The organism is Pseudomonas mandelii (assembly GCF_002251635.1).
Taxonomy (GTDB): Bacteria; Pseudomonadota; Gammaproteobacteria; order Pseudomonadales; family Pseudomonadaceae; genus Aquipseudomonas; species Aquipseudomonas mandelii_B.
Map to the genome: position 1 here is coordinate 1 of NZ_NMOJ01000127.1, position 25,620 is coordinate 25,620.

Sequence of the window (25,620 nt, forward strand, 5' to 3'; positions counted from 1 at the left end):
GCAGCAGCACCGTCAAAACCCGTCGTCAGCAGGAAGACCAGCGCCGCATGGNGTTTCGCCGCGCCATCGAAGACCGCTGCGAACGCCGTCAGCTGCTGGCCGAGATCGGTGATTTTCCGGATCTGGAACTCAATTACTGGCAGGCCGCTCCCGCAACTTCCCGTCGAAACGCTCAACCAGGGCGCTGATCTGCACCCGCTCGCTGCGGATAAAGCCCAGGAACGCATGGGCCACCGGTGACAGGCGCTTGGCTTTGGCTTGCACCAGGCACCAACTGCGGTACAGCGGCAGTTCCTCCACCGGTAACTCAATCAATCCACCGGTCGCCAACTCAAGGTTCAGGGCGTGGCGCGTCAACAGCGCGACGCCCAGACCCGCCAGCACACATTCACGCTGGGCTTCGGCCGATGCGACCTCCTGGGTCTGGTTGAAGTGCACGCGTTTCTCTTTGAAATACTCTTCACACGCCAGACGCGTTCCAGAGCCGGGTTCGCGCAGCAACAGGGTGTAAGGCTCGAGGTCTTGCAAGCGCAGCGGCCCCATGTGGCACAGCGGATGATCNGGCGGCGCCACGGCAACGATCGGATTGTTGAGAAACGGCAGGAATTCCAGGCCCATGTCCTGGGGCACCATGGACATGATCACCAGGTCATCCCGGTTATCTGAAAGCCGGCGAATCACCTGCCCTCGGTTGACCACCGTCAGTTGCAAATTTACCTCGGGATGCTGACGCTTGAACGCAGCAAACAGGTGCGGTACGAAGTACTTGGCGCTGGATTCCACGGCCAGTTTCAACTGCCCCTGCAGCGAGCCCTGCATGTCCGACAGCTGCATATCGAGGTTTTCCAGGCGCCCGAAAATATCNCGNCTGGCCCGCTGNAGTGCTTCGGCGGCCTCGGTCATGTAGAGTTTTTTGCCGACGTAATCGAACAATGGCTGACCAATCAGCTCCTCGAGTTGACGAATCTGTAGGCTGACGGCCGGTTGTGTGAGAGACATTTCGTCGGCTGCCCGGCTGTACGACCTCAAATCACAGACTTCATTAAAAATCTGCAATTGGCGTAATGTCATACGCATCAATGACTTACGCATTATCTAAGTGCTCTCGCCTGGGGCCGTTGGATCAACTATAAGTCTTTGCTTATGGCTAACCCAATAATTATTCATTTTTGTTAATCCCTTGTGGGGGCTAGTGTGGGGCTGCGACTAAATCGAAACATTTAGTCACGCGTCGACCTGCCTAGCAGGTCGTGGGTACCACCGGCTCAAGGGAACCTCCAAGTGATAAAAAAGATCCTGATCGCCAACCGTGGTGAAATTGCCGTACGAATCGTGCGTGCTTGCGCCGAGATGGGCATTCGCTCGGTCGCGGTCTATTCCGACGCCGACCGCCATGCGTTGCACGTCAAACGTGCCGACGAAGCCCACAGCATTGGTGCCGAGCCCCTGGCCGGTTACCTCAACCCGCGCAAGCTGGTGAACCTGGCGGTGGAAACCGGTTGTGATGCGTTGCACCCCGGCTATGGTTTCCTGTCGGAAAACGCCGAGCTGGCGGACATCTGCGCCGAACGCGGCATCAAATTCATTGGCCCGTCGGCAGAAGTCATTCGCCGCATGGGCGACAAGACCGAAGCGCGCCGCAGCATGATCAAGGCCGGTGTGCCGGTCACGCCGGGCACCGAAGGCAACGTTGCGGACATCGCCGAAGCCCTGACCGAAGGCGACCGCATTGGTTACCCGGTAATGCTCAAGGCCACCTCCGGTGGTGGCGGTCGCGGTATCCGTCGTTGCAACAGCCGCGAAGAACTTGAACAAGCGTTCCCCCGCGTTATATCCGAAGCCACCAAGGCGTTCGGCTCGGCGGAAGTGTTCCTGGAAAAATGCATCGTCAATCCCAAGCATATTGAGGCGCAGATCCTCGGTGACAGCTTTGGCAACGTGGTGCACCTGTTCGAGCGTGATTGCTCGATCCAGCGCCGTAACCAGAAGCTCATCGAAATNGCGCCCAGCCCGCAGCTGACCCCTGAACAGCGCGCCTACATCGGCGACCTGTCGGTGCGCGCCGCGAAGGCCGTGGGCTACGAGAACGCCGGCACCGTGGAGTTCCTGCTCGCCGAGGGCGAGGTGTACTTCATGGAGATGAACACCCGGGTGCAGGTGGAACACACCATCACCGAAGAAATCACCGGCATCGACATCGTGCGTGAGCAGATCCGCATCGCGTCGGGCCTGCCGTTGTCGGTGAAGCAGGAAGACATCCAGCACCGCGGTTTCGCGCTGCAATTCCGGATCAACGCCGAAGACCCGAAGAACAACTTCCTCCCAAGCTTCGGCAAGATCACCCGTTACTACGCGCCCGGCGGCCCCGGCGTGCGCACCGACACGGCGATTTATACCGGCTACACCATCCCGCCGTTCTACGACTCCATGTGCCTGAAACTGGTGGTATGGGCGTTGACCTGGGAAGAAGCCATGGACCGCGGCCTGCGTGCCCTGGACGACATGCGCCTGCAAGGCGTGAAGACCACGGCCGCCTACTACCAGGAAATCCTGCGCAATCCGGAATTCCGCAGCGGCCAGTTCAACACCAGCTTTGTGGAAAGCCATCCTGAGCTGACCAACTACTCGATCAAGCGCAAACCCGAAGAGCTGGCCCTGGCCATCGCCGCCGCCATCGCCGCCCACGCAGGCCTGTGAGGAATAAAACAATGNCCAANAAAATNCACGTAACCGACACCATCCTGCGCGACGCCCACCAATCGTTGCTGGCCACCCGCATGCGCACCGACGACATGCTGCCGATCTGCGACAAGCTCGACAAAGTCGGCTACTGGTCGCTGGAAGTCTGGGGCGGCGCGACCTTCGACGCCTGCGTACGCTTTTTGAAAGAAGACCCGTGGGAGCGCCTGCGCAAACTGCGCGCCGCATTGCCTAACACGCGTCTGCAAATGCTGCTGCGCGGCCAGAACCTGCTGGGCTACCGCCACTACAGCGACGACGTGGTCAGAGCCTTCGTCGCCAAGGCCGCCGTGAATGGCATCGACGTGTTCCGCATCTTCGACGCGATGAACGACGTGCGTAACCTGCGCGTAGCCATCGAAGCGGTCAAAGCCGCCGGCAAACATGCACAGGGCACCATCGCCTACACCACCAGCCCGGTGCACACCATCGGCGCGTTTGTGGCCCAGGCCAAGCAAATGGAAGCCATGGGTTGCGACTCGGTGGCGATCAAGGACATGGCCGGGCTGTTGACCCCGTACGCCACTGGCGAACTGGTCAAAGCGTTGAAGGCCGAGCAAAGCCTGCCGATCTTTATTCACTCGCATGACACGGCGGGTCTGGCTGCGATGTGCCAACTCAAGGCCATCGAAAACGGCGCCGACCACATCGACACCGCCATTTCCAGCTTCGCCTGGGGCACCAGCCACCCTGGCACCGAGTCGATGGTCGCCGCCCTCAAAGGCAGCGAGTTCGACACCGGTCTCGACCTGGAACTGCTGCAGGAAATCGGCCTGTACTTCTACGCGGTGCGTAAGAAGTACCACCAGTTTGAAAGCGAGTTCACCGCTGTCGACACCCGTGTGCAAGTCAACCAGGTGCCGGGCGGGATGATTTCCAACCTGGCCAACCAGTTGAAAGAGCAGGGCGCACTCAACCGCATGAGCGAAGTGCTGGCCGAAATCCCACGGGTGCGTGAAGACCTCGGCTTCCCGCCATTGGTGACGCCGACTTCGCAGATCGTCGGTACCCAGGCGTTCTTCAACGTACTGGCCGGCGAGCGCTACAAGACCATCACCAACGAAGTGAAGCTCTACCTGCAAGGCGGCTACGGCAAAGCGCCGGGCACCGTGAACGAAAAACTGCGTCGCCAGGCCATCGGCAGCGAAGAAGTGATCGACCATCGCCCGGCTGATTTGCTCAAGCCGGAAATGACCAAGCTGCGTGGCGAAATCGGTGCGTTGGCCAAGTCCGAAGAAGACGTGCTGACCTACGCCATGTTCCCCGACATCGGCCGCAAATTCCTCGAAGAACGTGCGGCCGGCACCCTGACGCCAGAAGTGCTGCTGCCGATTCCTGAAGCAGGCGGTGTGACCTCGGCCGGTGGCGAAGGCGTGCCAACCGAGTTCGTCATCGACGTCCACGGNGAAAGCTACCGTGTCGACATTACGGGTGTTGGCGTGAAGGCCGAAGGCAAGCGTCACTTCTACCTGTCCATCGACGGCATGCCGGAAGAAGTGGTGTTCGAACCGCTCAACGAGTTTGTCAGCAGCGGCGGTAGCAAGCGCAAGCACGCCACTGAGCCGGGCCATGTCAGCACCGCGATGCCGGGCAATATCGTCGACGTGCTGGTCAAGGAAGGCGACGTGGTCAAGGCCGGCCAGGCCGTGCTGATTACCGAAGCCATGAAGATGGAAACCGAAGTGCAGGCCGCGATCGCCGGCAAGGTGACCGCCGTTCATGTGGCCAAGGGCGACCGGGTCAATCCNGGCGAAATCCTGATCGAGATCGAAGGCTGAGTTAACAGCCTCGATACACCGTTTTAAACCTCGGGGGGGCATGTGCTCCCCTTTTTTTTCGTCCGGAGTTTCGCATTGGAAAATGTGGGAGCGAGCAGGCTCGCTCCCACAGGTATTGCGGTGAATCAGTGGTTGATCAGAACGCCATCCGCCACTGCCCCATCACGCCATGATTGCGGCTGTCAGTGCCGATCTCACCATTAAGGCCGACCCCCAACGTATGTTTCGCTGACAAGCCAAGGTCCAGACCTGCATCCACCAGCAAGCTGTCACGGTCCAGCGGCGCACCGGAAACGGTGAAGTTCTTCCCGCCCGTTGCCAGTCGTTGACGGGTGTCGCTGTCGATATCCCCGTAGGTGTGTTTCCAGCCGGCACTGAACCGCGGGGTCAGTTGCATGCCGTTATCCAGCGTGTTGATCTTCGCCAGTCGCAGGCCGAACGTGCTGTTGAGGTTGTTCTGGGTTTGGCCTTGGACTTTCAACGCTGCCGCGCCGCCTTTTTCCGTGTAACCGTCGCGCTGATAGCGTTGGTAGCCAAGGCTGGCAAACGGTTCGATGCTGACATTGGCTCGCCCCAGGTTGTAACCCACTTCGGCGAAGGCCTGCTGGGTGCTGGCCGCGTAACGGCCTTCGGGGCGGTCGCTGAAACTGTTGAAGGCAACCCGACGTTGAGTGCTGCCGTCGTGATTGCTGTAGGTCGCGCCGAGGCGTAGCGACATGGGGCCGCTCTGGCGCAGGGCATAGGCGCCCAAGTGCCAAGAGTCGAGATCGCCGTCGAGTTCGCGGCTGTCCAGGCGGGTCTCGGACTTACCGCCCATCACACCGATACGCCATTCCTCATCGACGCCCCAATCCGCGCCCAGGACGAGGCCTTTAGTCGAGGTTCGCAGAGCGTCGTGGTCGCGATCCAGCGTCCCGCCGTGTCCCAAGGCTTGCAGCCAGACCCTGCCGTTTTCCTGGCTGCCGGCGGCGAGGCGTGATGCATTGGATCGGTTGCCGGGTTTGTTGTACGCGCTGGCGCTGTCCAGTTGACGCATGGTCGAGAGCAGGGAGGTGCTGACCGGGCTGTCACTGTTCAGGGTTGCCTTGGCGAGGTTGGCGTTGCTGTCACCGGCCAGTTGCTCAAGAGCGTAGGTGGCTGTGGATCTATCGGTGGTGAGCAGGGCGGTGACGGCCGCATTGGACTCACTTGTTTTAGCCGCCGGCTCGTCCACGCTTTGGCCAAACGCTCGAGCATTGTCGTCTGCGGCAAAATCCTCTATCGGTACTCCATTGCGAGCGTAGTTGAGCACCACATCAGTCTTGGAGTAAGACAGCTTCGGCGTCATGTACGCCAGATTGCTGGTGACGCTGCCGAATTTGCCTACCAACTGGCCGGCTTTGAGCACTGTGAAATCACTGCTGTCGGGATAGTTGCCCGGCAGTGCAGCAACCTCCAGTGAGGCATCCTCAAGTGCTGCAATACCTTCGACGATGATGGTGGGAGACTTGCCGGTAGCCGTTACGCCGTAGGAGAGCGTGGCACCGTCTGTGAATATCAGGTCTCCTCTGACGTGTGGGGCGCCAAGCCGCTCATTGACTTGCAATGTGCCGTCTACATAAAGATGGCGTACTTCACCTTGGCCACCGTAGCGACCACCTTCGCGAACAATGGCATCACCCGCGATACTGCCCATGTTGAACAGCGTTGCGCCGTCCAATACCTCGGCTCCGCGGTCGAAGTCGTCTTTACCCGTCAAAGACCAAGTGCCTTGCGCGACTTGCAACCCGGAAAAGTTACTGGTTTTGTCGAGTACGCCGCCGTCGGGGGAGTCGAGCAGTATTGCGTTTTTCCCGCCACCGCCCTGGATTTCTCCTGCAAAACTGACTCCGTTACCGACGATTAGAAGGTCATCTTCCTCCCCCAGTTTCAGTGAGACGCCGTCGATGCTTTTGTACCGCCCCGCTGCCGTGGTGCGCTTAGTGGTATCGGCATTCGCGAAGTCGTCGAACGTGATCGGCAAATCAGCTTCTACGGTTTCGAGTGGGACGTCCGTGGTCTCGGGAAACTCGTAAAGATGTGCCGGTGGATCAATGGGTGCCGTAGTTGAGGCTCCAGGTGGCACAGGGTTCGCTGGTACTTCAGTCGTTACCGGATTGGGTTCGCCTTCGGGTATTGCGGGCGATTGCGGTGGGAGCGAATCGTCTGCAGTTTCGGGAAAGTCGTAAAGATGCGCGGCGAGATCTACCGGTTCCGGAGCCGCCGAAACCGTTGGCAACTGAATCACCGGTTCTTGAGGCTTTAGCGAGGCCGGTTTGACGGCGTGCTGCATCGGACCAATGAAATTCCTGATCGCCAAAAGGTCATCTTTTTTAGACCAAGCGGCTACTCGATCTTTCTTGGCAGGTGTTTCGACAGGGGCTTTAGCGTCTGCTTCCTGAGCCATCGATATTTCGATGCAGCCAAGAGAGAGGGCGATCGCCAGGGCGAGTCGATGCGGGCGATAAATGGACGACGTGGGCATTGAGTCTGACCTTGTTTTTGAGAAGGTCGAACTCTAGGAGGGAGCGCGGGTGCTTGAATGCCGGGCGTTTCCGGCATTTTTGAAGGGCCTTGGAAATTCGGTTGTAGCAAAAATCCAACTCCGCAGATTACGTGTGCATTGGCCTGCACACGGTGGGATTTTTGCCTACAACCTTTCGGGGGCGGTCTGTTCTTTTACAGGTCAGAAACTCATCTGCCACTGCCCAATCAACCCATGATTGCGGCTGTTGCTCCCCATCTCCCCGCTGTACCCAACCCCCACCGAATGCCGCGCCGAAATGCCCAGGTCCAGCCCGGCTTCCAGCACCAGACTGTCACAGTCCAGCGAACTGCCATCAACGCTGAAGGCTGTCCCCCCGACCACGAATGCCTGGCGCGTCGAGTTGCTGACATCGCCATAGGTGTGCTTCCAGCCAGCGGTCATGCGGGGCGTCAGGCTCATGCCGTTTTCCAGCGAACTCAGGTGCGCCAGGCGCAGGCCGAAGGTGCTGCTGACGTTGTCCTGGGTTTGCTTGTCGACCTGAAGTGCAGCGGCGCCGCCTTTTTCCTGGTAGCTGTCGCGGTGATAGCGCTGGTAGCCGAGGGTGGCAAACGGCTCGGCACTGAGTCGGCCGCTGCCCATTGCGTAGCCCGGTTCGGCGAAGGCCTGTTGGCTGTCGGCGTCGTAATCGCCTTTTGGGCGGTCGCTGAAGCCGTTGAAGGCCACCGTGCGTTTGCTTTCACCTTGATGACCGCTGTATGCGGCACCGAGGCGCAAAGCGAAGGGGCCGCTTTGGCGTAAGGCATAAACGCCGGCGTGCCAGCTGTCGACATTGCCATCGACGCCCGTGGCATTCACCGCCAGGGTTGAGCTGTTCAGGTTCGCCACCAATCGCCATTGCGGATTGAGCGCCCAGTCGGCCCCGAGCACGCTGCCTTTGGTGCGCTGCTCCAGGCCGCTGCTGCCATGCTCGCCATCGAGCTTGCCGTAGCCGCCGATGGCTTGCAGCCAGAGTCGGCCTTGGGCGTTCGGGTCATTGAGGTTGCGGGCTTCGGAGGGAACGCCAGCGGCGGCGAGTACTGGGGTGTCGCGCTGATCCAGGCCGACCAGCAATCCTGGAGCACCGCCCATTTGCTGCATCGCCGACAGCATGCTGCTGCCGATCTGGCTGCTGGCGCTGAGGGTGGCGCTGGTCAGGTTAGCGTTGCTGGCGCCGGCGAGTTGCTCGATCGCCGCGCCGGCCGTGGCGCTGGTGGTGTTCAGCAGTGCGTTGTAGAGCGCGTTGTTTTTGCCCATCGAGGCCAGGCTGTTGGCGGCGTTGCTGCCGTTACCCGTGACCGCGAATTGGTTGAAGGCGACATCGTTGCGCGTGTAGGTCAGGTCGACTTGTGTCGGGGTGTAAGCGAGGGTCGGCGTGATGAATGCGTAGTCGCTGGTGACCTTGCCGAAGGTTCCGTTTTGGCGTAAGGCATAAACGCCGGCGTGCCAGCTGTCGACATTGCCATCGACGCCCGTGGCATTCACCGCCAGGGTTGAGCTGTTCAGGTTCGCCAACCCGCCGACCTTGATTGGCGCGCTGCTGCCATCGGCATTGACGCCGTAGGCCAGGGTGTTTTTACAGATTGATGTCTGCGTGTGCACCTTAAGCCTTGTGCCGAGTTGAGTGTTGGTCCGTAACGTCCCGTTGACCAGCAAGTTGCCGACCGAACCACCACCGGCATATACACCGCCCGCATCGACGGTCAAAGTGCCAGCGATGCCGCCTTGGTTGATCAGCGTTGCACCATTGCGCACCGCGCCGCCGTCGCTGAAATCACCGCTGCCGGTCAGCGTCCAGGCCCCGTGCTTGACCTCCAGCCATTCGAAGTTGCGACTCGCACCGAAATGGCCGCCCGCCGCGTCGTCCATCACCACGCGGTCGTCACCGCTGCCGCCGTCGACCATGCCGACGAAGCGGCTGCCATTGCGCACTGTCAGGTTGTCGTTGCCGCCACCCAAGTCCAGCGCCAGGCCATTGCTGCCGCTGATCGTGCCGCCGTTGATCACGCTGTCATCGAACCCGCCGACGAACTTCACGCCGAATCCGTCGAGGCCCTGAATGGTGCCGAAGTTTTCCAGCGTGGTCGCGGCCACGCCCGAACCGCCGCTGCCGTCGTCCACCAAAATGGCGCTGTTGGCGCCGCTGATCAGCGCCCCGTTGGCGTTCAATACATAGCCGCCACCCAACGCGATGCCTTCGCTGCCGTTGGCGAACCCCCCTTTATCGACACCGCCGGCACCGACACCTTGAATGGTGCCGTAGTTTTCGATGTGGGCGAGCTTGTCGATGTCCACGCCATCACCGTCGCCATTGGGTTGCAGGCCCGAATAAGCACCGGTAATCGTGCCGTGGTTGATGACGGTGCCGTCGCCATCGGAGCCGAAGCCCGAGCCATTGCGGCCGGTGATTTGACCGTAGTTGGTGAGTGTCGCGCCCAGGTCAGTGGTGATGCCATGGCGGCCACCGGAAATGCTGCCGTAGTTGGTCACCGTCACGCCGGTCGCGGTGTCGATGTCGATACCGTCGAATTTGTTGTCAGCGATTCGAGCGTCGCCGGTAGAGATCTCGCCATAGTTGGTGATTATCGCGTTGGCGCCGGTCTTCATGCCATCGCTGGCGTCCCCGCGAATCAACCCGCCTGCGCGATTGATGATCGTCGTTTTGACCCCGGCACTGCGCAGCGCATCCAGGTCCAGCCCTTGGCCGGTGGTCGAGCGGATAATGCCGCTGTTGTCGATCAGCAAGCTGCCGCTGGCGAAGTTGCTGTCGATGCGCAACGCGTCGTTGAAACCGAGAATCTGCCCACCCGCGCGGTTATAAATGCTGTAGTTGCGGGCCTGGGTCAGGTCACCGCTGCTGTCGATCGCCCGGCCGCCGGTCGAGGTGATCCTGCCCGAGTTATCGATCACCACACCCACACCGCTGGTGCTGTCTTTCAGGCTCACTGCCTTGCCAGCGTTGGTGATGCTGCCCGGCGCTAAAATCGTCAGCGTGTCTGCGCCGCCCAGGGTTTGTGCAGCGGTGGTCGGCGTGTCGATCTGCACATTCTTGAAGGGTGCGGCGTGGGCGCCGGTGCTGATCAACAACGCGATGCTGAGTGCCAGGCGCTGGGGGGAGAAGGGCATTTGATTGGCGCGCTGCTGCCATCGGCATTGACGCCGTAGGCCAGGGTGTTTTTACAGATTGATGTCTGCGTGTGCACCTTAAGCCTAACTCCGACTCAAGTAAGCCTTCCCATAATGCCGCTCCATCCTTGCCTGAATCAGCTCCAGCCCAATCGACATCACCCAGTAAATAATCGCTGCGGTCGTCAACATCTCGATATACCGATAGCTCGACCGCCCATACGATTGCGCCAAAAACATCACCTCCCAAACCCCCATCACCGAGATCAGCGACGAGTCTTTGAGCATCGAGATGAATTGGTTGGTGGTCGGCGGGATGATGGTGCGCATGGCCTGGGGCAGGGTGACGCGCCAGAAGATCACGGTTTCGCGCATGCCCAGTGCCAGGGAGGCTTCGCGTTGTCCGTGGGGGACGCCGAGGATGCCGGCGCGGAAGATTTCGCTAAGGTACGCGCCGTAGTTGAGTGACAGTGCAATGATGCCGGCGGTGACTGCGCCCGGGACGACGCCCAGTTGCGGCAGGCCGAGGTAGATCAGCAGGATCTGGATCAGCAGCGGCGTGCCGCGAAAGAACGAGGCGTAGAAACTGGCGATGCCGAAGGCCACGGCGCTTTTCGACAGCCGCGCCAGGGCGGTGATGAAACCCAGCAGCGACGATGTCACGATTGAGGCCAGGCACAGAAACAGTGTCAGCGCCGCGCCTTGCAGGAAGCCGTTCGGCGCCAGGTGCAGGCCGATCAGGTTGGGCAGTTTGTCGAGGATGATCGAGAACTTCAGGTCGAAGCTCAGAAAGAAACTGGCGAACAAACCCAACATCGCTGCCCACGTCAGGTACAGCCGCGTGCGGAAACCGAAGATCTGTTGCAGTCTCGACTCAGCCACCGGTTGCGGCGGCTGAGGAGGTTTTGGGAAAGAAGTCATTGACTGATATCGGCGCCGATCCATTTTTGCGAGAGCTTGCTCAGGGTGCCGTCCTGTTTCAGTTGCGCAAAGACCTCTCGCACCTTGGCGTCCCACTGCGCGTCACCTTTCTCGATGGCCACCGAGTTCGGCTCCGAATACAGCGGCTCGCCGGCCAGCTTGAAGCGTTTGTCTTCGGTCAGGCGCGGTTGCGCGGTGACGAGGTTGGTGAGGATCGCATCCAGCCGCACGCCAGCGCCGAGGCCCAGGTCCTGGAACGCCACGTTGTCAGTGTCATACGGCGCGATCTGCACATCCTCGAACGGATACTGCAGTTGGGTGTCTTCGGCACCTTCGATCACCAGGTTTTTGTTCAGGTAACTTTCGTAGCTGGAGGCGCTGGTGAGGCCGACTTTCTTGCCGCTGAGGTCCTTGGCGCTGTGAATGCGATCATCCTTGGCATTGACCACGATCACGGCTGGCGAAGCGTAGTACTCGACCGGGAAATCGAAGACTTCGGCCCGCGCCTTGCTCGGCGTCATCGAGCAGACGCAGATGTCGTAACGGCCGCTCCAGCGACCGGCGGCGATGACGTCCCAGGACGGTGTTTCCAGACGCAGTTTGACGCCCAGTTTGTCGGCCACGGCTTTGGCCACATCGACGTCAAACCCGTCGAGTTGGTTCTGGTCGTTGAGGAACGAAAACGGTGGATAGCTTTCCATCAACACGCCCACCAGTTCTTTCTTCTGCTCGATGCGGTCCAGCGTTGCTCCGCCAAAGGCTTGGGTGGAGGCAGCCAGAATCGTCAGGCCCAGGGCCAGGAGTGGTTGAAATTTCACAGTCGATCCCTGAAAAAAAGTGGTTGTGATTAACCGGATGGTGCGTATTAAATAGTTATAAGAACTACCTTGGTAGTGAGTTATTTTCATAAGCATATGAGTGAAAAGCATATGAGCGCAGGAAGCACGGTAATTCTGGATGGCGGCATGGGTCGTGAGCTGCAGCGCGCAGGAGCGCCCTTCAGGCAGCCCGAGTGGTCGGCGCTGGCCTTGAGTGAAGCGCCACAGGCAGTCGAGGCGGTGCACGCGGCTTATATCGAAAGTGGCGCCAGCGTGATCACCAGCAACAGTTACGCGGTGGTGCCATTTCACATAGGCGAAGAGCGTTTTGCAGCAGAAGGGCAGGCCCTCGCTTCGCTGGCCGGTGAATTGGCGCGGCGTGCGGTGGAGGCTTCGGGCAAGGCTGTACGTGTGGCCGGCTCGTTGCCACCGTTGTTCGGCTCCTATCGCCCAGACCTTTTTAACGCTGCTCGGGTGACTGAATTGCTGACGCCGTTGGTCAAGGGGCTGGCGCCTCATGTCGACCTGTGGCTAGCCGAAACACAGAGCTCAATCGTTGAGGCGCGGGCGATTCACGCCGGTCTGCCGAAGGATGGAAAGCCGTTCTGGCTGTCCTTTACCTTGAAGGATGAGGATACGGACGAAGTGCCGCGTTTGCGTTCGGGTGAGCCTGTCGCTGAAGCTGCTGCGGCGGCGGCTGAACTGGGTATCGAGGCGTTGCTGTTCAACTGCAGTCAACCAGAAGTGATCGGTGCTGCGATTGATGCGGCGCGGGAAACTTTCCAGCGTTTGGGGGTGACGATTCACATCGGCGCGTACGCCAATGCCTTCCCGCCACAACCGAAAGAGGCCACGGCCAACGACGGTCTGGACCCGTTGCGCGAAGACCTCGATCCACCGGGGTATCTGCAGTGGGCGGCCGACTGGAAAGCGCGCGGCGCCAGCCATCTGGGCGGATGCTGCGGGATTGGGCCGGAGCATATTGCGGTGCTTGCCCAAAAGTTAGCGTGATGCCAATCGTCGGAACGCCGCCCGGAGCCGGCTCGCTCCCACACGGGTTATGTGTTGATCACAACAGTGTGGTCAACCGAAAACCTGTGGGAGCGAGGCTTGCCCGCGAAGGCGTCCGTCCAGGCGCCGTAAATTACCCGCGGCACTCGACCAGTGTTTTCACCTGCCCGGAATCCGTCTGGTTTTCATCGGAAAGCCACCGCTCAAACCCCGCGCTAATCGCCGGCCATTCTGAATCCAGAATCGAATACCACGCCGTATCGCGGTTCTGCCCCTTCACGACCATGTGCTGGCGGAATACGCCTTCAAAACTGAACCCCAAGCGCTCGGCCGCGTATTTGGAGCGAGCATTGCCGTTGTTGCACTTCCATTCCAGGCGACGGTAGCCCTGTTCGAAAGCGTACTTGGCCAGCAAGTACACGGCCTCGGTGCTTTTCGGTGAGCGCTGCATCGGCGCGCCGAAGGTGACGTGACCGATTTCGATACGGCCCTGGGCCGGGACGATCGACATCAGACTCAGGATGCCCTGCACATCACCGCTGGCACGGTCGATCACGCTGAAGAAATACGGGTCGCTGTTGGCCGCATGGTTGTTCAGCCAATCGTTGAAAGCGCTGCGTTCCGGGAAAGGGCCGTAAGGCAAATAGTCCCAGAGTTTCGGGTCCGATCCCGGGCCTTGCAGGGCTTTCCACAAACCCTCGGCGTGAAGCGCCGGGTCGAGTTTTTCCAGGCGGATGAAACGCCCTTCAATGGTTTGAACCGACGGCGCCGGAGCGCCTTTCCAGTCTGCGAGTGAAGTCGACACGGTGTTCTCCTTGAACCTTAAAGGGCTTTGCGAAACTGGATGAAACCGGGGCGTTCGGCGATGCGCTCGTAGAGCTGGATCGCGGTGGCGTTGGTTTCGTGGGTCAGCCAGTGGACCTTGCAGCAACCATCCGCTTTGGCGGTGGCGTACACAAATTCAATGAGCTTGCGGCCAATGCCGGTGCCTCGGGTTTGCGGTGTTACCAACAAGTCTTGAAGGTAGCAGGAGTTTTCGATGCTCCAGTTCGAGCGATGGTAGATGAAGTTCACCATGCCGACTGCTTTGCCATCGACCCACGCCAGCGCCGAATGAGTCGGTTCATTCTGGTCGAGCATGCGCTGCCAGGTGCTGTCCGTGACAGCTTCGGGCAATTCGGTGTTGTAGAAGCGCAGGTAGGCTTGCCACAGCGGCAGCCAGGCGGCGTGATCGTCTGCGCGGACCTGGCGAATTTCAATCTGACTCATGTTCATTCCTTAACGCATCAAGTGGGCGAGGGCTAGGTCGTGCACATCAGGGCTGGCAGCGAGCCCCTCGCGCACACCGGCGATGTCGGCCGGGCTGCGGTTCTGGCTGAGTTTGCGCTTGCCGAGCAGGCGCTCGATCGGCAGGGCGAAGCCGACGATGGCCTTGAGCATGCCGTCGATGTAGTCGGCCGGCGCGTCGCTGACTTTCCAGGGTTGGGCGCGGCGCGCTTCGTGACGATCAGTTAGCGCGCTCACAAGGTTGAGCAGGCGATCAGCATCGGTGAACACCTCGGCTGTTCCGTAAGCGTGCACGGCGATGTAGTTCCAGGTCGGCACGACTTTGCCGTGCTCGGCTTTGCTCGGGTAAAACCCCGGGCTAACGTATGCATCGGCACCGGCAAAAATCACCAGGGCTTCGGCACTGTTCTGCAGTTCCTTCCACTGCGGATTGCCCCGGGCGAAGTGGCCGTAGAGGGTGCCATTGGGGCCCTGCTCAGGATTGAATAACAGCGGCAGATGACTGGCTTGCAAGCCTTGTTCGCCGTGGGTGACCACCATGGCGAGACGCGTGTCGAGTATCTGCTGCTGCAGTTCGTGCAAATCGTTGATGGCAAAACCGCTGGGGTTGTACATGGAAATAGTCCTTGGCGAATGCGTCCATCCTAGGCAGGCTATTGGTCTGTTGTAAGAGCCATTAATGACCAATTTCATAGGTCCATTGTCATGAGCGAAACGCCGCTGTCACTGTCCTTCAACCCCGCCGGTATCGAACTCGACCGTCGCCAAGGCCTGAGTCGCCAGCTCTATCAGACCTTGCGCCTGCGGGTGCTCGATGGACGACTGGCCAGTGGCACGCGATTGCCGGCCACTCGGGATCTGGCAGCGGCGTTGGCGATTTCCCGCAACAGCGTGGTGCGGGCCTACGATCAACTCTATGCCGAGGGGTTTATCGAAGGGCGTGTCGGTGACGGGACGTATGTCGCGCAATTGCCTAAAACCGCGGCATCGCCAAAAAAACTATCCACAAAAGTATCCACAGGGTTNTCAACAGGGTTACCCACAGCCTTATCCACAAATTGGCTGGATTTACCTGTAATTTCATCCAGTAAAGTTATCCACAGCGGTGCGTTGGGACGCGTAGAAAAGAACCATTTGGCCCTGCCGCCGAGCGGTCCGCCGCGAGCCTTTCGGGTCGGTGTGCCGGCGTTCGATCTGTTTCCTTTTGAGGTCTGGGCCAAGCTCAATGCGGCTTTCTGGCGTAAACCGGATTTACAGCAACTGTGTTATGGCGATCCGGCGGGTGATGAGCGTTTGCGCGGCATGATCGCCGCTTACNTGCGCAGCTCGCGGGGCATGCAGTGTTCGGCTGAGCAAATTGTAATCACCAGTGGCGCACAGCAGGGGATTAGCCTTTGTGCACAGCTGCTGGTGGAACCGGGCGATGGGGTGGCGATCGAGAATCCGGGGTATCGGGCGGCAGGTCACGCGTTCGCTGTGGCCGGTGCGCAATTGCATGGCGTGGCGGTGGACAGTGAGGGCATCGACTGCAACGAATTGAACGGCCTCAGCGATTGTCGACTGGCGTATGTCACGCCGTCACATCAATACCCGACCGGGGTGGTGATGAGCCTGGCGCGACGTCTTGAGCTGCTGGCCTGGGCTGAACGTACGNGAGGCTGGGTCNTCGAGGACGACTACGATGGCGAATACCGTTACAGCGGCGCGCCACTGGCCCCGTTGGCCGCACTCGACCGGCAGGGCCGGGTTTTGTACGTCGGCACGTTTGGCAAAGTTGCCTTCCCGGCACTGCGCCTGGGTTACCTGGTGTTGCCGCCAACGCTGGTGCAGGCGTTCTCGCAACGTCGAGCGGTGGACGTCCGGCATTCCGAGGTCAGTACCCAGGCGGTGATGGCGGAGTTTATGGCCGCCGGGCATTTCCAGCGGCATATCCGCCGCATGCGGCGCGCGGCCCTGAGCCGACGCAATACCTTGCTGGCCGGTTGGCCGCAGAATATTCCCGGCATCGGCAGCCTGCCGAGTGTTGCGGCAGGGCTGCATCTGACCGTGGCGGTCGACTCACAGGCCCGCGAGCGCGAACTGGTGGAGCAGGCGGCCAGCGTCGATGTCGAGATCAATGCGCTGAGCGGCTACTGGCTGCCGGATTCGACGAAACCTGCGGACCAGCGTGCCGGTCTGGTCCTGGGTTTCGCGGCGGTGCCCGAGGCGGCCATCAGCGCCGCACTCGGGCGACTGGAAACGGTCTGGCGTCGTTAGNTGGGCGCAATGACGAGGCCGGGAAAGCCTCTTGGGTCATCGAAGGTAATCAGCCAGCGCCCATCAGGGGCGGTAGATAGATATCGCGGGCAAAAAAAGACCCGCATAGGCGGGTCTCATGTTCAGCACGGTTTAGGACCCTGAGGCCGGCACTTTTGCAAAGAACAAGGTGGTCGCCAGTTGCGCACTGATTTCGCTGCGGTAGATCGAGATCGCCTGGAGGTCTTCGTTCGCGTGGCGGGCCTCGGTTGCGCCGCCCAGCAGCCGTTGCTGCACGGTTTTCAGGTGCGCCGCGGTGAAGGTTTGTGCAGGCGAAGCGGGCTGCGCATAGTGGAAGTGGGCATACCACAGAACACTTTGGCTGCTGTGATCGCGGATCTCATATTCCTCGAGATAGTCTCGTTTACGGCTTTTGAGCAAGCGTCGGCCGGGGTTCTTGACGATGTCGACCTGACCTTCGCTTTGCAGCCACAAGACGCGTTCCGCCGTCGGTGGCTGTAGTTTGGTCATGCTGATTCGCGTCACGCGTCCCAGGCTGTAGAGTCTGGTGGCTTCGTCGTTCAGTTGCTTGGCCACTATGACGGCGGATCCAGGACCCCCGTCGGTGGAGTTGGTGGCGATCAGCGCTGTGTCGATTGCGCTGGCGGCGTCCTGTAATCGGTGAGCCTGCTGATGAAACATTTCCTCGATTTCCACGGGTATTCGTCGCGTGCCTTTTGAGTGGGCCTGCGTTCGACGAATGAACGCATCCAACCCCTCCAGCAATGCCTGGCCTTGAGCAGTGCTTGCACTCAAGTCTGGTTGGACGCCGCCGGGGGTGACCTGTTTCGGGGCCACTCTTTCAACCCAGACCCCCGGGGTCTTCTCATGGAAGGTCGAGATGACTTTACCGGTCAACGCCGAGGTCACATCAATCAGTTCTGACCCTTGCATCACGGAGTCGGCACGTGGCTGGCCCACCACCGTACCTTTGTAGCGGGTCTTGATGATTCGTTTGGCGGGAGCGGTCGGCGGACGGGAAGGGCCGGGTAGCGGCTCGAGCGCCTGCCGTTCCCGTAGCAAGTTCGCCAGATGTTTCACGGTGCGCTGCTGAAAACCGTCGAGACGTTGGCGCATCAAGTCGAGGGGTGGTTGCAGGAACTGACCAGGAAACTCCGTGGGCAGATCGACGATGCGCTGGTCGGTGATCGTCAGTTGCTCCACCAGATCGCTGAGCCCATCGATCCGCTCAGGCAAGTGCAGCACTTCTTCGTCAACGATCAGGTCCAGTGAGGCCTGGATCGCAAGACCAGCATTTTCGACAATGCGCTCCAGTGCCTGGCGCGCTTCAGGTGCGGGCTCAACGCTGTTGTCGAGGCACAACTCTTGACCGAGTGTGATCTGGAACAGTTTGAGGTCCTGTACATCGAACGACGGCATGTTGGCTTTGACGTCGCGGATCACTTCGATGGCTTCTTTGCCAAGCAGGTTAAGTTGCTCGAAGCACGCATGCGCAGATTCGATTTTGTTGATGTAGCTGGCGGTCAACTCGCTCGTGATTTGATGGGTTTGCCGGGTGGTCTGTGTGTTTTCCGTTGGCGGGTTGTCGAGAAGATCGAGGGAAAGGCGCATTTGATTGCCGAAAACCGGCTGCTGCTGAACGAACCATTTTTGCAGCAGCGAAAGCTGGAAATCCAGGCGACTGATCATTGCTTTTCGGTAATTGGGAATCGCCTCGCGAGCATTGAAGGCTTTCAGCTGTTCCATGTTGGTGCTGAGGAGTGACGTCTGTGCGTCGAGCATTTCAAGGTACACGCGGCGATGGGTGTCGGTGGCTGTAGGCGCCTGCGCGTTTGTTTGAGCTTCCTTGAGTTCTTTTTCGCGGCTTTGGGCCTGGCTTTCGAACGCGATCATTTGCTGTTTCATTTCAGCCAGGCGTTGCCGGTTTTGTTGCTCCAGCCGTTTTTTCTCCTTGCCCCCGGCCTTAAGCCTCAGCCGCGTATCGATAAACCATTCGCCCCTGGCGTTCTTGATCAGCAACGGTCCCGTGCGTGCGGGAGACCGGCGTGAATCAATGATCTGCACATCGTCATTGTCATTGAGGGTGACCTCGAACCATCGCTGGCCAACCTTCGCATGCCATTTCCCCGTGAGTGAACGGAGGTGTTGGTGAGGGCCAGGCTCGCTAGAGGCGGCTGCCATTCCTTTGGGTTCGGCGATGGCCAGTTCATCGAGCAAGACACCCAAGGATGTAGGCGGCAGCGTGGCGATGGCATGCAGCGACGTCTCATGGGCCGGTGGAAGCTGATTGAGGTCGGGCAGACGGGTGACCGTGATGGTGTGGGCAGGCTTGCTTTCAGGTGTGATGGATGGCGGCGGGACTTTCTCGGGCAACCGCGAAACGGGCTTGTTGCGAGTGGCGGCCCGATGGGCAAGCACCATGCCGAGGGTCAACAACAGATCGGTCAGGGCGGACCAGCCGAGTTGGCGGTCGTCGCTCTCTGCTGCATCGGTAATGCCCTGCAAGTCGTCCATGATCTGCCAGATCCACGCGGCCACCCCGGCGGTGCGACCGAGGAAGGGCAGCGCGACATTGAACAGCATCCATGTGCCTTGCTTGAGCGTTGCCCAGCGAGCTTGCGCATTGGACACCGATTGATGGTCCGCCAAGCTAACCATGGCGTTGGCGTTGGCTTTGAACAGGGCGGCCAGTGGCGCGTCATCGAGGGCTTCTGCACTGAGCGTCACCGCACCCATCTTGCCCAGGACTGACGTGGGATCGACCAGCAATTGGGTCAGCGTCCAGACCGAAGGCAACTCACCCGAAAACACATACTGGGAATAGTTGAAGCGCACATCGTCGGACAGCCAGGCCAGGATCGATTGGCGAAGTGGTTTTTCGTGCTTGATTGCGTACAGCAGATTGGCCTCGCTCGGGTACTGCATCAGCGAGGGGGTGAGCAATGGCCGATAGAGCAGGCACGGTCCTTTATCGCTGAGCCTGGGACCGATGACGAACATGTTGGCGACTTCATCGCCTTTGCTGCCGGCGCGACCACCGGTTCTAAAGGCCAGCGGTCGAATGACAATCTCCTGTCCGTTGACCCTGCGGCCGGCAGCGTTTTCCTGCATGACGGCATTGACGTACTGGTAACCACGCTCATCAATACCCGCCTCGCCGCGCATCTTGTGCCGCAGTGCCTGCATGGGCAGCTGGGTACGCAGATGGCGGGTGTAGAGGGCCTGTCGTCGCACCGCTTCTGGCGGATCATCAAGCAACCTGCGCTTGATCAGCGCCGGGTAAACCCCGCCGATATCGACCAGGGTGACGAGCTTTTCAAGGTAGGCAGGGGTCATCCAGACGGGCACTGCGTCGCCGTTTTTGCAGTTCACCGTCTTGTTTCCCAGCGGAACGGCAATCAGGTTTTGTAGCGCCAGCTCGATCAGCGACAGCGTGGTGGTTTGCGTCTTGCCGGGTATTACGACAGCGCCCAGCACCACGACGCTGGTGATGCTGATTTCAATGTTTTGCAGGTCAAGGTCCGCTGCCGCTGAATGATCCTTGATCATCTGTGTTCGCAGAGCGTGAAGCGCAAACGCCGGCAGTGACGCGATGCCTTCGTCGAAGGTTTTTCCAGCGTCCTGCTCCCTAAGCTGCGCCAGGTCCATCAAGTGTCGGCTATACCGGGTGAGGTCCGCCGACGAAGCATTTTTCAGCCAGCCGGTCAGTAACCCCTGAACCTTGTTGAAGCGTGACGCTGGCAAGGCTTCAAATTCAGTGAAGCCTTTTGCCGCCGCACTGATTTGTGGCGAAAGATGTGTGGCAGAAGCGCGCTGGACCCTACTGAATGCGCCGATGGCTTCGACCTCGAGCGCAATCAGCGCGCAGGCCTGGTGGTGAAAGAAGTTGCCCTCGGGCTCATACAGACGCCATTGCAAGGTTTGCTCGACGCTTGACGTTCCAGGGTGTGCGAACACGGCTTCACCCAGTGCGGCAACCGAGTCGTAACGCTGGAACCCTTCGGCAATCGAGTGCGTCAGCACCAGGGTACGCGTGCCCGATGTGCCCACGAACACGGCGACATCCAGAACGCGCAGGTGTTCGCTGACTGCGTTCTCAAGCCGATCGGTGTCGATCAGGCAGGCCTTGGTCAGGTACTTGTCCTGCGTCCGAGTTGCGCGATCCGGATGATCGAACACGGCTTGGGCCATGGCTTTTTCATCCGCATCCCAGTCTGAGGCGGGATCGGGGCTCCAGATGTCCTGCAGCGATTGCGCGAGCGAATGCCAGCGCGGCGTCGAAGGGCTTGTCTCCTGGTTCCAGTAATCAAGCTGCTGTTGCTGATAGGCGATGAACAACTGCGGTGCGAGCGCATTGAGCAGACACCCGATGGCATCGATTTTCACCGGCAGTTGAGCCTGCGGCTCAGCGCCCGGTTGCAGGGTCAGGAAGTGCTCGCCATCGATGAGCGTCACCGTCGATCCTGATATACCGAGTCGTACCAGCACATCGGTAAGCGATTCAAACACGTTATGGCCGGACACGACCTCGGTGCCGGTATCGACCCAGGTCGGGGTGACGACCGTGGCGAGCGTCGGATCAATCTTGAGCTGCGGATACAGCGTGCTGAGCGCAGGGCTCAGCGCGGTCGCTGCGACCTCTCGAATTGAGGGACCAGTGACCAGCTGGGTCAGTACCTCTTCTGCACTCGGGGCAACGGTTTCGGACATGGTCGTCTCCTGACTGAGAGCGCGCCGCTGCTGATTGCGCAGCGCGGGATCAGTGGAAGGTATCGGGCGGCCCAAACGGTCGGGTGGTACATAAATATCGCAGGCAAAAAAAGACCCGCGTCACCGCGGGTCTTCGGTTTTCAGTCGGGTATCAGGTCCCTGACTTGATTTTGGTCCAGGCCCGGGTCCGCGCGCGTTCGGCATCGCGCGGCAACGGTTGCAGGGTGTACAGCGTGCCCATCGCCGTTTCGGTCGGGTACAGGTTCGGATTGTTGCGAATTGCCGGGTCGACTAACTCGGTGGCGTCCTTGTTCGGGTTGGGGTAGCCGACAAAATCACTGATCGGCGCGATCACCTGGGGTTGCAGCAGGTAGTTGATAAAGGTGTAGGCGTCCTGCGGGTTTTGCGCGCCCTTGGGAATGGCGAGCATGTCGAACCAGATCGGCGCGCCTTCTTTGGGCAGGCGCATGTCCACGGTTACGCCATTTTTGGCCTCTTTGGCGCGGTTGGCGGCCTGGGANAAGCTGCCGGAATAACCGACGGCCACGCAGATGTCGCCGTTGGCGATATCAGCCATGTATTTGGACGAGTGAAAGTAGGTGATGTAGGGGCGGATTTTCATCAACAGCGCCTCAGCCTTGACGTAATCCTTGGGGTTGCTGCTGTTGGGGTCCAGGCCCAGGTGTTGCAAGGCCAGGGGCAGGATTTCCGAGGGCGAATCCAGCAGGGCGACCCCGCATTGTTTGAGTTTGCTGATGTTCTCTTCCTTGAAGATCAGGTCCCAACTGTCCACCGGCGCGTTATCGCCCAACACCGCTTTGACCTTGGCCGGGTTGAAGCCGATCAGGATGGTGCCGTACATATAGGGTACGGCGAATTTGTTGCCCGGATCGTTGCCTTCGAGCAGCTTCATCAGCTTCGGATCGAGGTGGTTCCAGTTCGGCAATTTGCTGCGGTCCAGCGGCTGGAAGACGCCGGCTTCGATCTGCTTGGCCAGGAACACGTTGGACGGCACCACCACGTCATAGCCCGAGTTGCCGGTGAGCAACTTGGCCTCAAGGGCTTCGTTGGTGTCGAAGATGTCGTACACCAGCTTGACCTGCGGGTGCTGTGCCTTGAAGTCTTCAAGCGCCTTGGGGGTGATGTAGTCGAACCAGTTGTAGACGCGCAACGTTCGCTCTTCAGCGTGGGCGGCGCCACCGAGTACCGTGGCGCATAGTACCGGTGCGATAAAACGCTTGAGACTTTTCATTGTTCTAATTCCTCATTGGGCGCTTTCAAAACCTTCGAGAACGTTCACGGCNTTGATGCCGATTTCTTCCACGGCGTAGCCGCCTTCCATCACAAACAGCGTGGGTCTGCCCAAACGGGCGATGCGCGCGCCCATGGCCAGGTAATCCGGGCTGTCGAGCTTGAACTGGGAGATGGGATCGTCCTTGAACGTATCGACGCCCAGGGACACGACGACGATGTCAGCGCCGTATGTTTCGATCTCGTTGCAGGCTTGATCCAGTGCTGCACTCCAGCTGTCCCAGCCGGAACCTGCCGGCAACGGGTAGTTGAAGTTGAAGCCTTCGCCGGCGTCTTCTCCCAGTTCGTCGGCATACCCCAGGAAGAACGGAAACTCGGCTTCCGGATGGCCGTGGATCGAGGTGAACAGCACATCGCTGCGTTCGTAGAAAATCGATTGAGTGCCATTACCGTGATGGTAATCCACGTCGAGAATCGCGACCTTTTTATGGCCTTGGTCGAGAAATGCCTGAGCGGCAATGGCCGCGTTGTTGAGGTAGCAATAACCGCCCATCAAGTCGCTGGCGGCATGGTGTCCCGGTGGACGGCACAGGGCGAAGGCACTGCGAGCGCCACGCTGGATGGCCGCTTGCGCGGTGAGGGCCACTTGCGCTGCGCTGTACGCCGCTTGCCAGGTGCCGGCGGTGATCGGCGCGCCGCCGTCAAAGCTGTAATANCCGAGCTGGCCGTGCAGGCTGGTGGGNAGTACCCGGCGCAGGGTGCGGGCAGGCCAGGTGTAGGGCAGCAAGTCGCCGTCCTGGCCGAACTCGGTCCAGCGCGCCCAGGCACCTTTGAAGAAGTCGAGGTAGTCGCGGCTGTGAATGCGCGCGATCGGGTCGAGGCCGAAATCCTGCGGCGCTTCGACCGGGCCGAGGTTTTGCTTTTGTACACGTTGCAGCACATGGTCGGCCCGCGAGGGCATTTCGAAGCAGGGCATCAGTTGCCCGTCCATCAATTCGCAACGGCCGTGATGCAGGTGGTGATCGTCCGAGTAGATCGTCAGCATTTATTGTTCTCCGCAGGCTGATTCGGTTGAACACAGTCTTGCGGCGCAGCGCGATTCGGAGAACGGCAGGAAAGGCCAAAAGGGGATCAATATGGCCAAAACATTTGACCGAAATTCGCCCCTTATTGGCGCAGCTGCGCCCTCAGTCGGGGCGTGGAACACCGTCCCTGTGGGAGCGGGCTTGCCCGCGACATCTTCTCTGGCCGACACATCGCTTTCGCGGGCAAGCCCGCTCCCACAGGGATTGTCAGTGTGGCCGGAACTGGCTCGGCGCCACACCACTCCAACGCACAAACGCATGGCGGAAACTCGCGGTTTCACTGAAGCCCAGCGCCTCGGCGATCCGGTGGATCGGCAGCTGATCTTCGCAAAGCATCGACTTGGCCTGCTCGAAACGTAATTCATCGAGCAATTCCTGATAGCTGCACCCCAGATCCTTGAGATGGCGGCGCAAGGTGCGCGCTGAACAATTCATCTGTAGGGCCAAACCTTCCAGCCCCGGCGCTGCATTCAATTGCGCACGGAGCAACTGCCGAATCCGCCCCAGCCACGCCTGACGCCCGGTGAATTCGATGTTCTGCTTGCGGCAGCGGTCGACCATGGCCTGATGGGTGATGACATCGGCCAGCGGCAAGGGCTGGTCGAGCCAGCGCTTGTCGAAGGCAAAGGCGTTATCCGGCGCGTCGAAGTGCAGTGGGCAGTCGAAGTGTTCGGCGTAGCTCGCCTGATAATCCGGTGCGGCATGTTCCAGGCGAGCCGCGAGCAATGGCAGCGGGTGCCCGAGCAGGTCGTCGCAGATGACTTTCAACGACACCAGGCAGAACTCGGCGTTGAACACGGCCAGCGCCGGGTTCTCCCGGTAATCGGCGGCCACGAACCAGATGCGCTCGCCGTCTTCTTCAAGGCTGAGCTCGAAAAGTGTTCCCAGCAGCGCCGGATAACGCAACGCCAGGCGCAAAGCGTCACCGAAGGTGGCACTGGTGAGCAGGGCGTAACCGAGCATGCCGTAGGCCGAGACATGCATCTGCCGGCCCAACTCCAGGCCGATGTCACGCTTGAGCGCGACCGCGTTGGCGCAGACCTGCATCTCCTGGTTGGTGGTGATGCGCGTGTCCGCCCGGCTCAAGTCCGCCGCACAGATGCCACTGCCGGCCAGCAGCGCTTCAAAAGGCAAGCCTTCGGCCTTGAACGTGCTGAGGACCAGGGAAACGGCATTGAGGGTGGTGAGGTGGGAGTGCAGCATGGGAACTTCCAGCCAGGGGATGGCTGGAAGTGGAGCAAGTTACATGCCGGTCAGCTCAGTTCGCCGCACAGGTCCAGTTCTACCAGGCGGCGTACCTCGCTGGTNCGGGAGCAAGCTCCCTCGCCACAGGGTTTGTGTCCGGCCTCAAGGTCAGCTGAGTTCACCGCAAAGGTCGAGCTCGACCAGACGCCGCACTTCAGCGGTGTCCAGCCCGGCACCCAGCAACCCATGCANCTTGCCGAACGCCGCTTCACGGGTCATGCCGCCGCCCGACAGCACGCCAACGCCGCGCAACCGGCTACCGGCCTCGTAAACATCCAGCTCAACGCCACCTTCATGGCATTGGGTGACGGCGACAACAACCACACCTTTGTCCCGCGCCCGCTCCAGAGCGGCGAGAAATTCAGGGTTATCGCTCGGCCCGGTGCCGCTGCCATAGCACTCCAGCACCAGACCTTGAATGCCGCTGTTCAGCACGCCATCCAGTTGCTCGGCGCCGATGCCGGGAAACAATGGCAGCACCGCGACTTTCACCAGTTGCTTGCTCTGGTTGTAATGCAATTGAGCCGGCAGCGAAGTGACCTTCACACCACCGCCCTGACGCTCCAGCCGCTTGAACGGATGGCGCCCGAAGCTACGGACTTTTGCGCAACGGGTTGGGTCCAGCAGTTCACCGTGGAAGAACAGATGAACGCCCGGCGCCAGGCCATGGCCCAGTGCCAGCAGGGCGCCGCTGACGTTTTCCCAGGCATCGCTGTCAGGCACGCCAGCGGGGAGCATCGAGCCGGTGAAAACCACCGGTGCGGGCAGGCCCAGCAGTTGGAAACTCATCGCCGCCGCGCTGTAGGCCAGCGTATCGGTGCCGTGCAGGATCAGCACGGCGTCGCAGCCGT

General features: G+C 60.3%; 18 protein-coding genes. 5 read left to right on the forward strand and 13 right to left on the reverse strand.

The annotated features are described in order from the left end of the window. Nucleotides 1–188, forward strand: a 188-nt coding sequence (locus tag B7L09_RS17590) for a PA3496 family putative envelope integrity protein (protein WP_094469914.1), incomplete at its 5' end; no start/stop codon positions are given. On the opposite strand, the gene B7L09_RS17595 is transcribed toward B7L09_RS17590, so the two are convergent. Beyond that, entirely contained in the window at nucleotides 130–1,092 is a 963-nt protein-coding gene (locus tag B7L09_RS17595; RefSeq protein WP_094469915.1) for a LysR family transcriptional regulator, read from the reverse strand. The two genes, B7L09_RS17590 and B7L09_RS17595, sit on opposite strands and share 59 nt — an antisense overlap. 189 nt (nucleotides 1,093–1,281) lie before the next feature. Between B7L09_RS17595 and B7L09_RS17600 the strand changes: the two genes are divergently transcribed. Then, nucleotides 1,282–2,697, forward strand: coding sequence for an acetyl-CoA carboxylase biotin carboxylase subunit (locus B7L09_RS17600; RefSeq protein WP_094469916.1), 1,416 nt, complete (start codon nucleotides 1,282–1,284; stop codon nucleotides 2,695–2,697). Nucleotides 2,698–2,708: 11 nt separating this feature from the next. Beyond that, nucleotides 2,709–4,517, forward strand: coding sequence for a sodium-extruding oxaloacetate decarboxylase subunit alpha (gene oadA, locus B7L09_RS17605; RefSeq protein WP_094469917.1), 1,809 nt, complete (start codon nucleotides 2,709–2,711; stop codon nucleotides 4,515–4,517). 136 nt (nucleotides 4,518–4,653) lie between these two features. On the opposite strand, the gene B7L09_RS17610 is transcribed toward oadA, so the two are convergent. From B7L09_RS17610 to B7L09_RS17625, 4 genes are all read right to left on the reverse strand, one after another. Beyond that, a complete protein-coding gene (locus B7L09_RS17610; protein ID WP_094469931.1) occupies nucleotides 4,654–6,513 on the reverse strand; it encodes an autotransporter outer membrane beta-barrel domain-containing protein in 1,860 nt (619 codons plus the stop codon). Between the two features lie 708 nt (nucleotides 6,514–7,221). After that, nucleotides 7,222–10,185, reverse strand: a complete 2,964-nt coding sequence (locus tag B7L09_RS17615) for an autotransporter outer membrane beta-barrel domain-containing protein (protein WP_094469918.1) — start codon at nucleotides 10,183–10,185, stop codon at nucleotides 7,222–7,224. 84 nt (nucleotides 10,186–10,269) lie between these two features. Next, nucleotides 10,270–11,106 (reverse strand): amino acid ABC transporter permease, encoded by an 837-nt coding sequence (locus tag B7L09_RS17620; protein WP_094469919.1) that lies wholly within the window; start codon nucleotides 11,104–11,106, stop codon nucleotides 10,270–10,272. Then, nucleotides 11,103–11,924, reverse strand: a complete 822-nt coding sequence (locus B7L09_RS17625) for an ABC transporter substrate-binding protein (protein ID WP_094469920.1) — start codon at nucleotides 11,922–11,924, stop codon at nucleotides 11,103–11,105. Before B7L09_RS17625 ends, B7L09_RS17620 begins: the two co-directional genes overlap by 4 nt. Nucleotides 11,925–12,035: 111 nt before the next feature. Between B7L09_RS17625 and B7L09_RS17630 the strand changes: the two genes are divergently transcribed. Next, nucleotides 12,036–12,935, forward strand: coding sequence for a homocysteine S-methyltransferase family protein (locus B7L09_RS17630; protein ID WP_094469921.1), 900 nt, complete (start codon nucleotides 12,036–12,038; stop codon nucleotides 12,933–12,935). Between the two features lie 133 nt (nucleotides 12,936–13,068). Here the strand turns inward: B7L09_RS17630 and B7L09_RS17635 are convergent, their stop codons facing one another. Genes B7L09_RS17635 through B7L09_RS17645 form a run of 3 tightly spaced genes read right to left on the reverse strand, consistent with a single transcriptional unit; the run spans nucleotide 13,069 to nucleotide 14,837 of the window. Continuing rightward, nucleotides 13,069–13,740, reverse strand: coding sequence for a GNAT family N-acetyltransferase (locus B7L09_RS17635; protein WP_094469922.1), 672 nt, complete (start codon nucleotides 13,738–13,740; stop codon nucleotides 13,069–13,071). 17 nt (nucleotides 13,741–13,757) lie between these two features. Next, nucleotides 13,758–14,204 carry a GNAT family N-acetyltransferase gene (locus tag B7L09_RS17640; RefSeq protein ID WP_094469923.1) on the reverse strand — a complete coding sequence of 149 codons (447 nt, stop codon included), beginning with the start codon at nucleotides 14,202–14,204 and terminating at the stop codon, nucleotides 13,758–13,760. Between the two features lie 9 nt (nucleotides 14,205–14,213). Further along, entirely contained in the window at nucleotides 14,214–14,837 is a 624-nt protein-coding gene (locus tag B7L09_RS17645; RefSeq protein WP_094469924.1) for an FMN-binding negative transcriptional regulator, read from the reverse strand. Between the two features lie 90 nt (nucleotides 14,838–14,927). On the opposite strand from B7L09_RS17645, the gene pdxR reads away from it, so the two are divergent. Continuing rightward, nucleotides 14,928–16,478 carry a MocR-like pyridoxine biosynthesis transcription factor PdxR gene (pdxR, locus tag B7L09_RS17650; RefSeq protein WP_094469925.1) on the forward strand — a complete coding sequence of 517 codons (1,551 nt, stop codon included), beginning with the start codon at nucleotides 14,928–14,930 and terminating at the stop codon, nucleotides 16,476–16,478. A 132-nt stretch (nucleotides 16,479–16,610) separates the two neighbouring features. Here the strand turns inward: pdxR and B7L09_RS17655 are convergent, their stop codons facing one another. From B7L09_RS17655 to B7L09_RS17675, 5 genes are all read right to left on the reverse strand, one after another. Beyond that, nucleotides 16,611–21,188, reverse strand: a complete 4,578-nt coding sequence (locus tag B7L09_RS17655) for a dermonecrotic toxin domain-containing protein (protein ID WP_094469926.1) — start codon at nucleotides 21,186–21,188, stop codon at nucleotides 16,611–16,613. A 151-nt stretch (nucleotides 21,189–21,339) separates the two neighbouring features. Next, the gene (locus B7L09_RS17660) at nucleotides 21,340–22,440 is read right to left on the reverse strand and encodes a polyamine ABC transporter substrate-binding protein (protein ID WP_094469927.1); all 1,101 of its coding nucleotides are present in this window, start codon (nucleotides 22,438–22,440) and stop codon (nucleotides 21,340–21,342) included. Nucleotides 22,441–22,452: 12 nt separating this feature from the next. Next, a complete protein-coding gene (locus B7L09_RS17665) occupies nucleotides 22,453–23,484 on the reverse strand; it encodes a histone deacetylase family protein (protein WP_094469928.1) in 1,032 nt (343 codons plus the stop codon). 247 nt (nucleotides 23,485–23,731) lie between these two features. Next, nucleotides 23,732–24,727 carry an AraC family transcriptional regulator gene (locus B7L09_RS17670; RefSeq protein ID WP_094469929.1) on the reverse strand — a complete coding sequence of 332 codons (996 nt, stop codon included), beginning with the start codon at nucleotides 24,725–24,727 and terminating at the stop codon, nucleotides 23,732–23,734. A 150-nt stretch (nucleotides 24,728–24,877) separates the two neighbouring features. After that, nucleotides 24,878–25,620 (reverse strand): asparaginase (locus tag B7L09_RS17675; protein ID WP_094469930.1); only part of this gene is annotated, 743 nt, incomplete at its 5' end.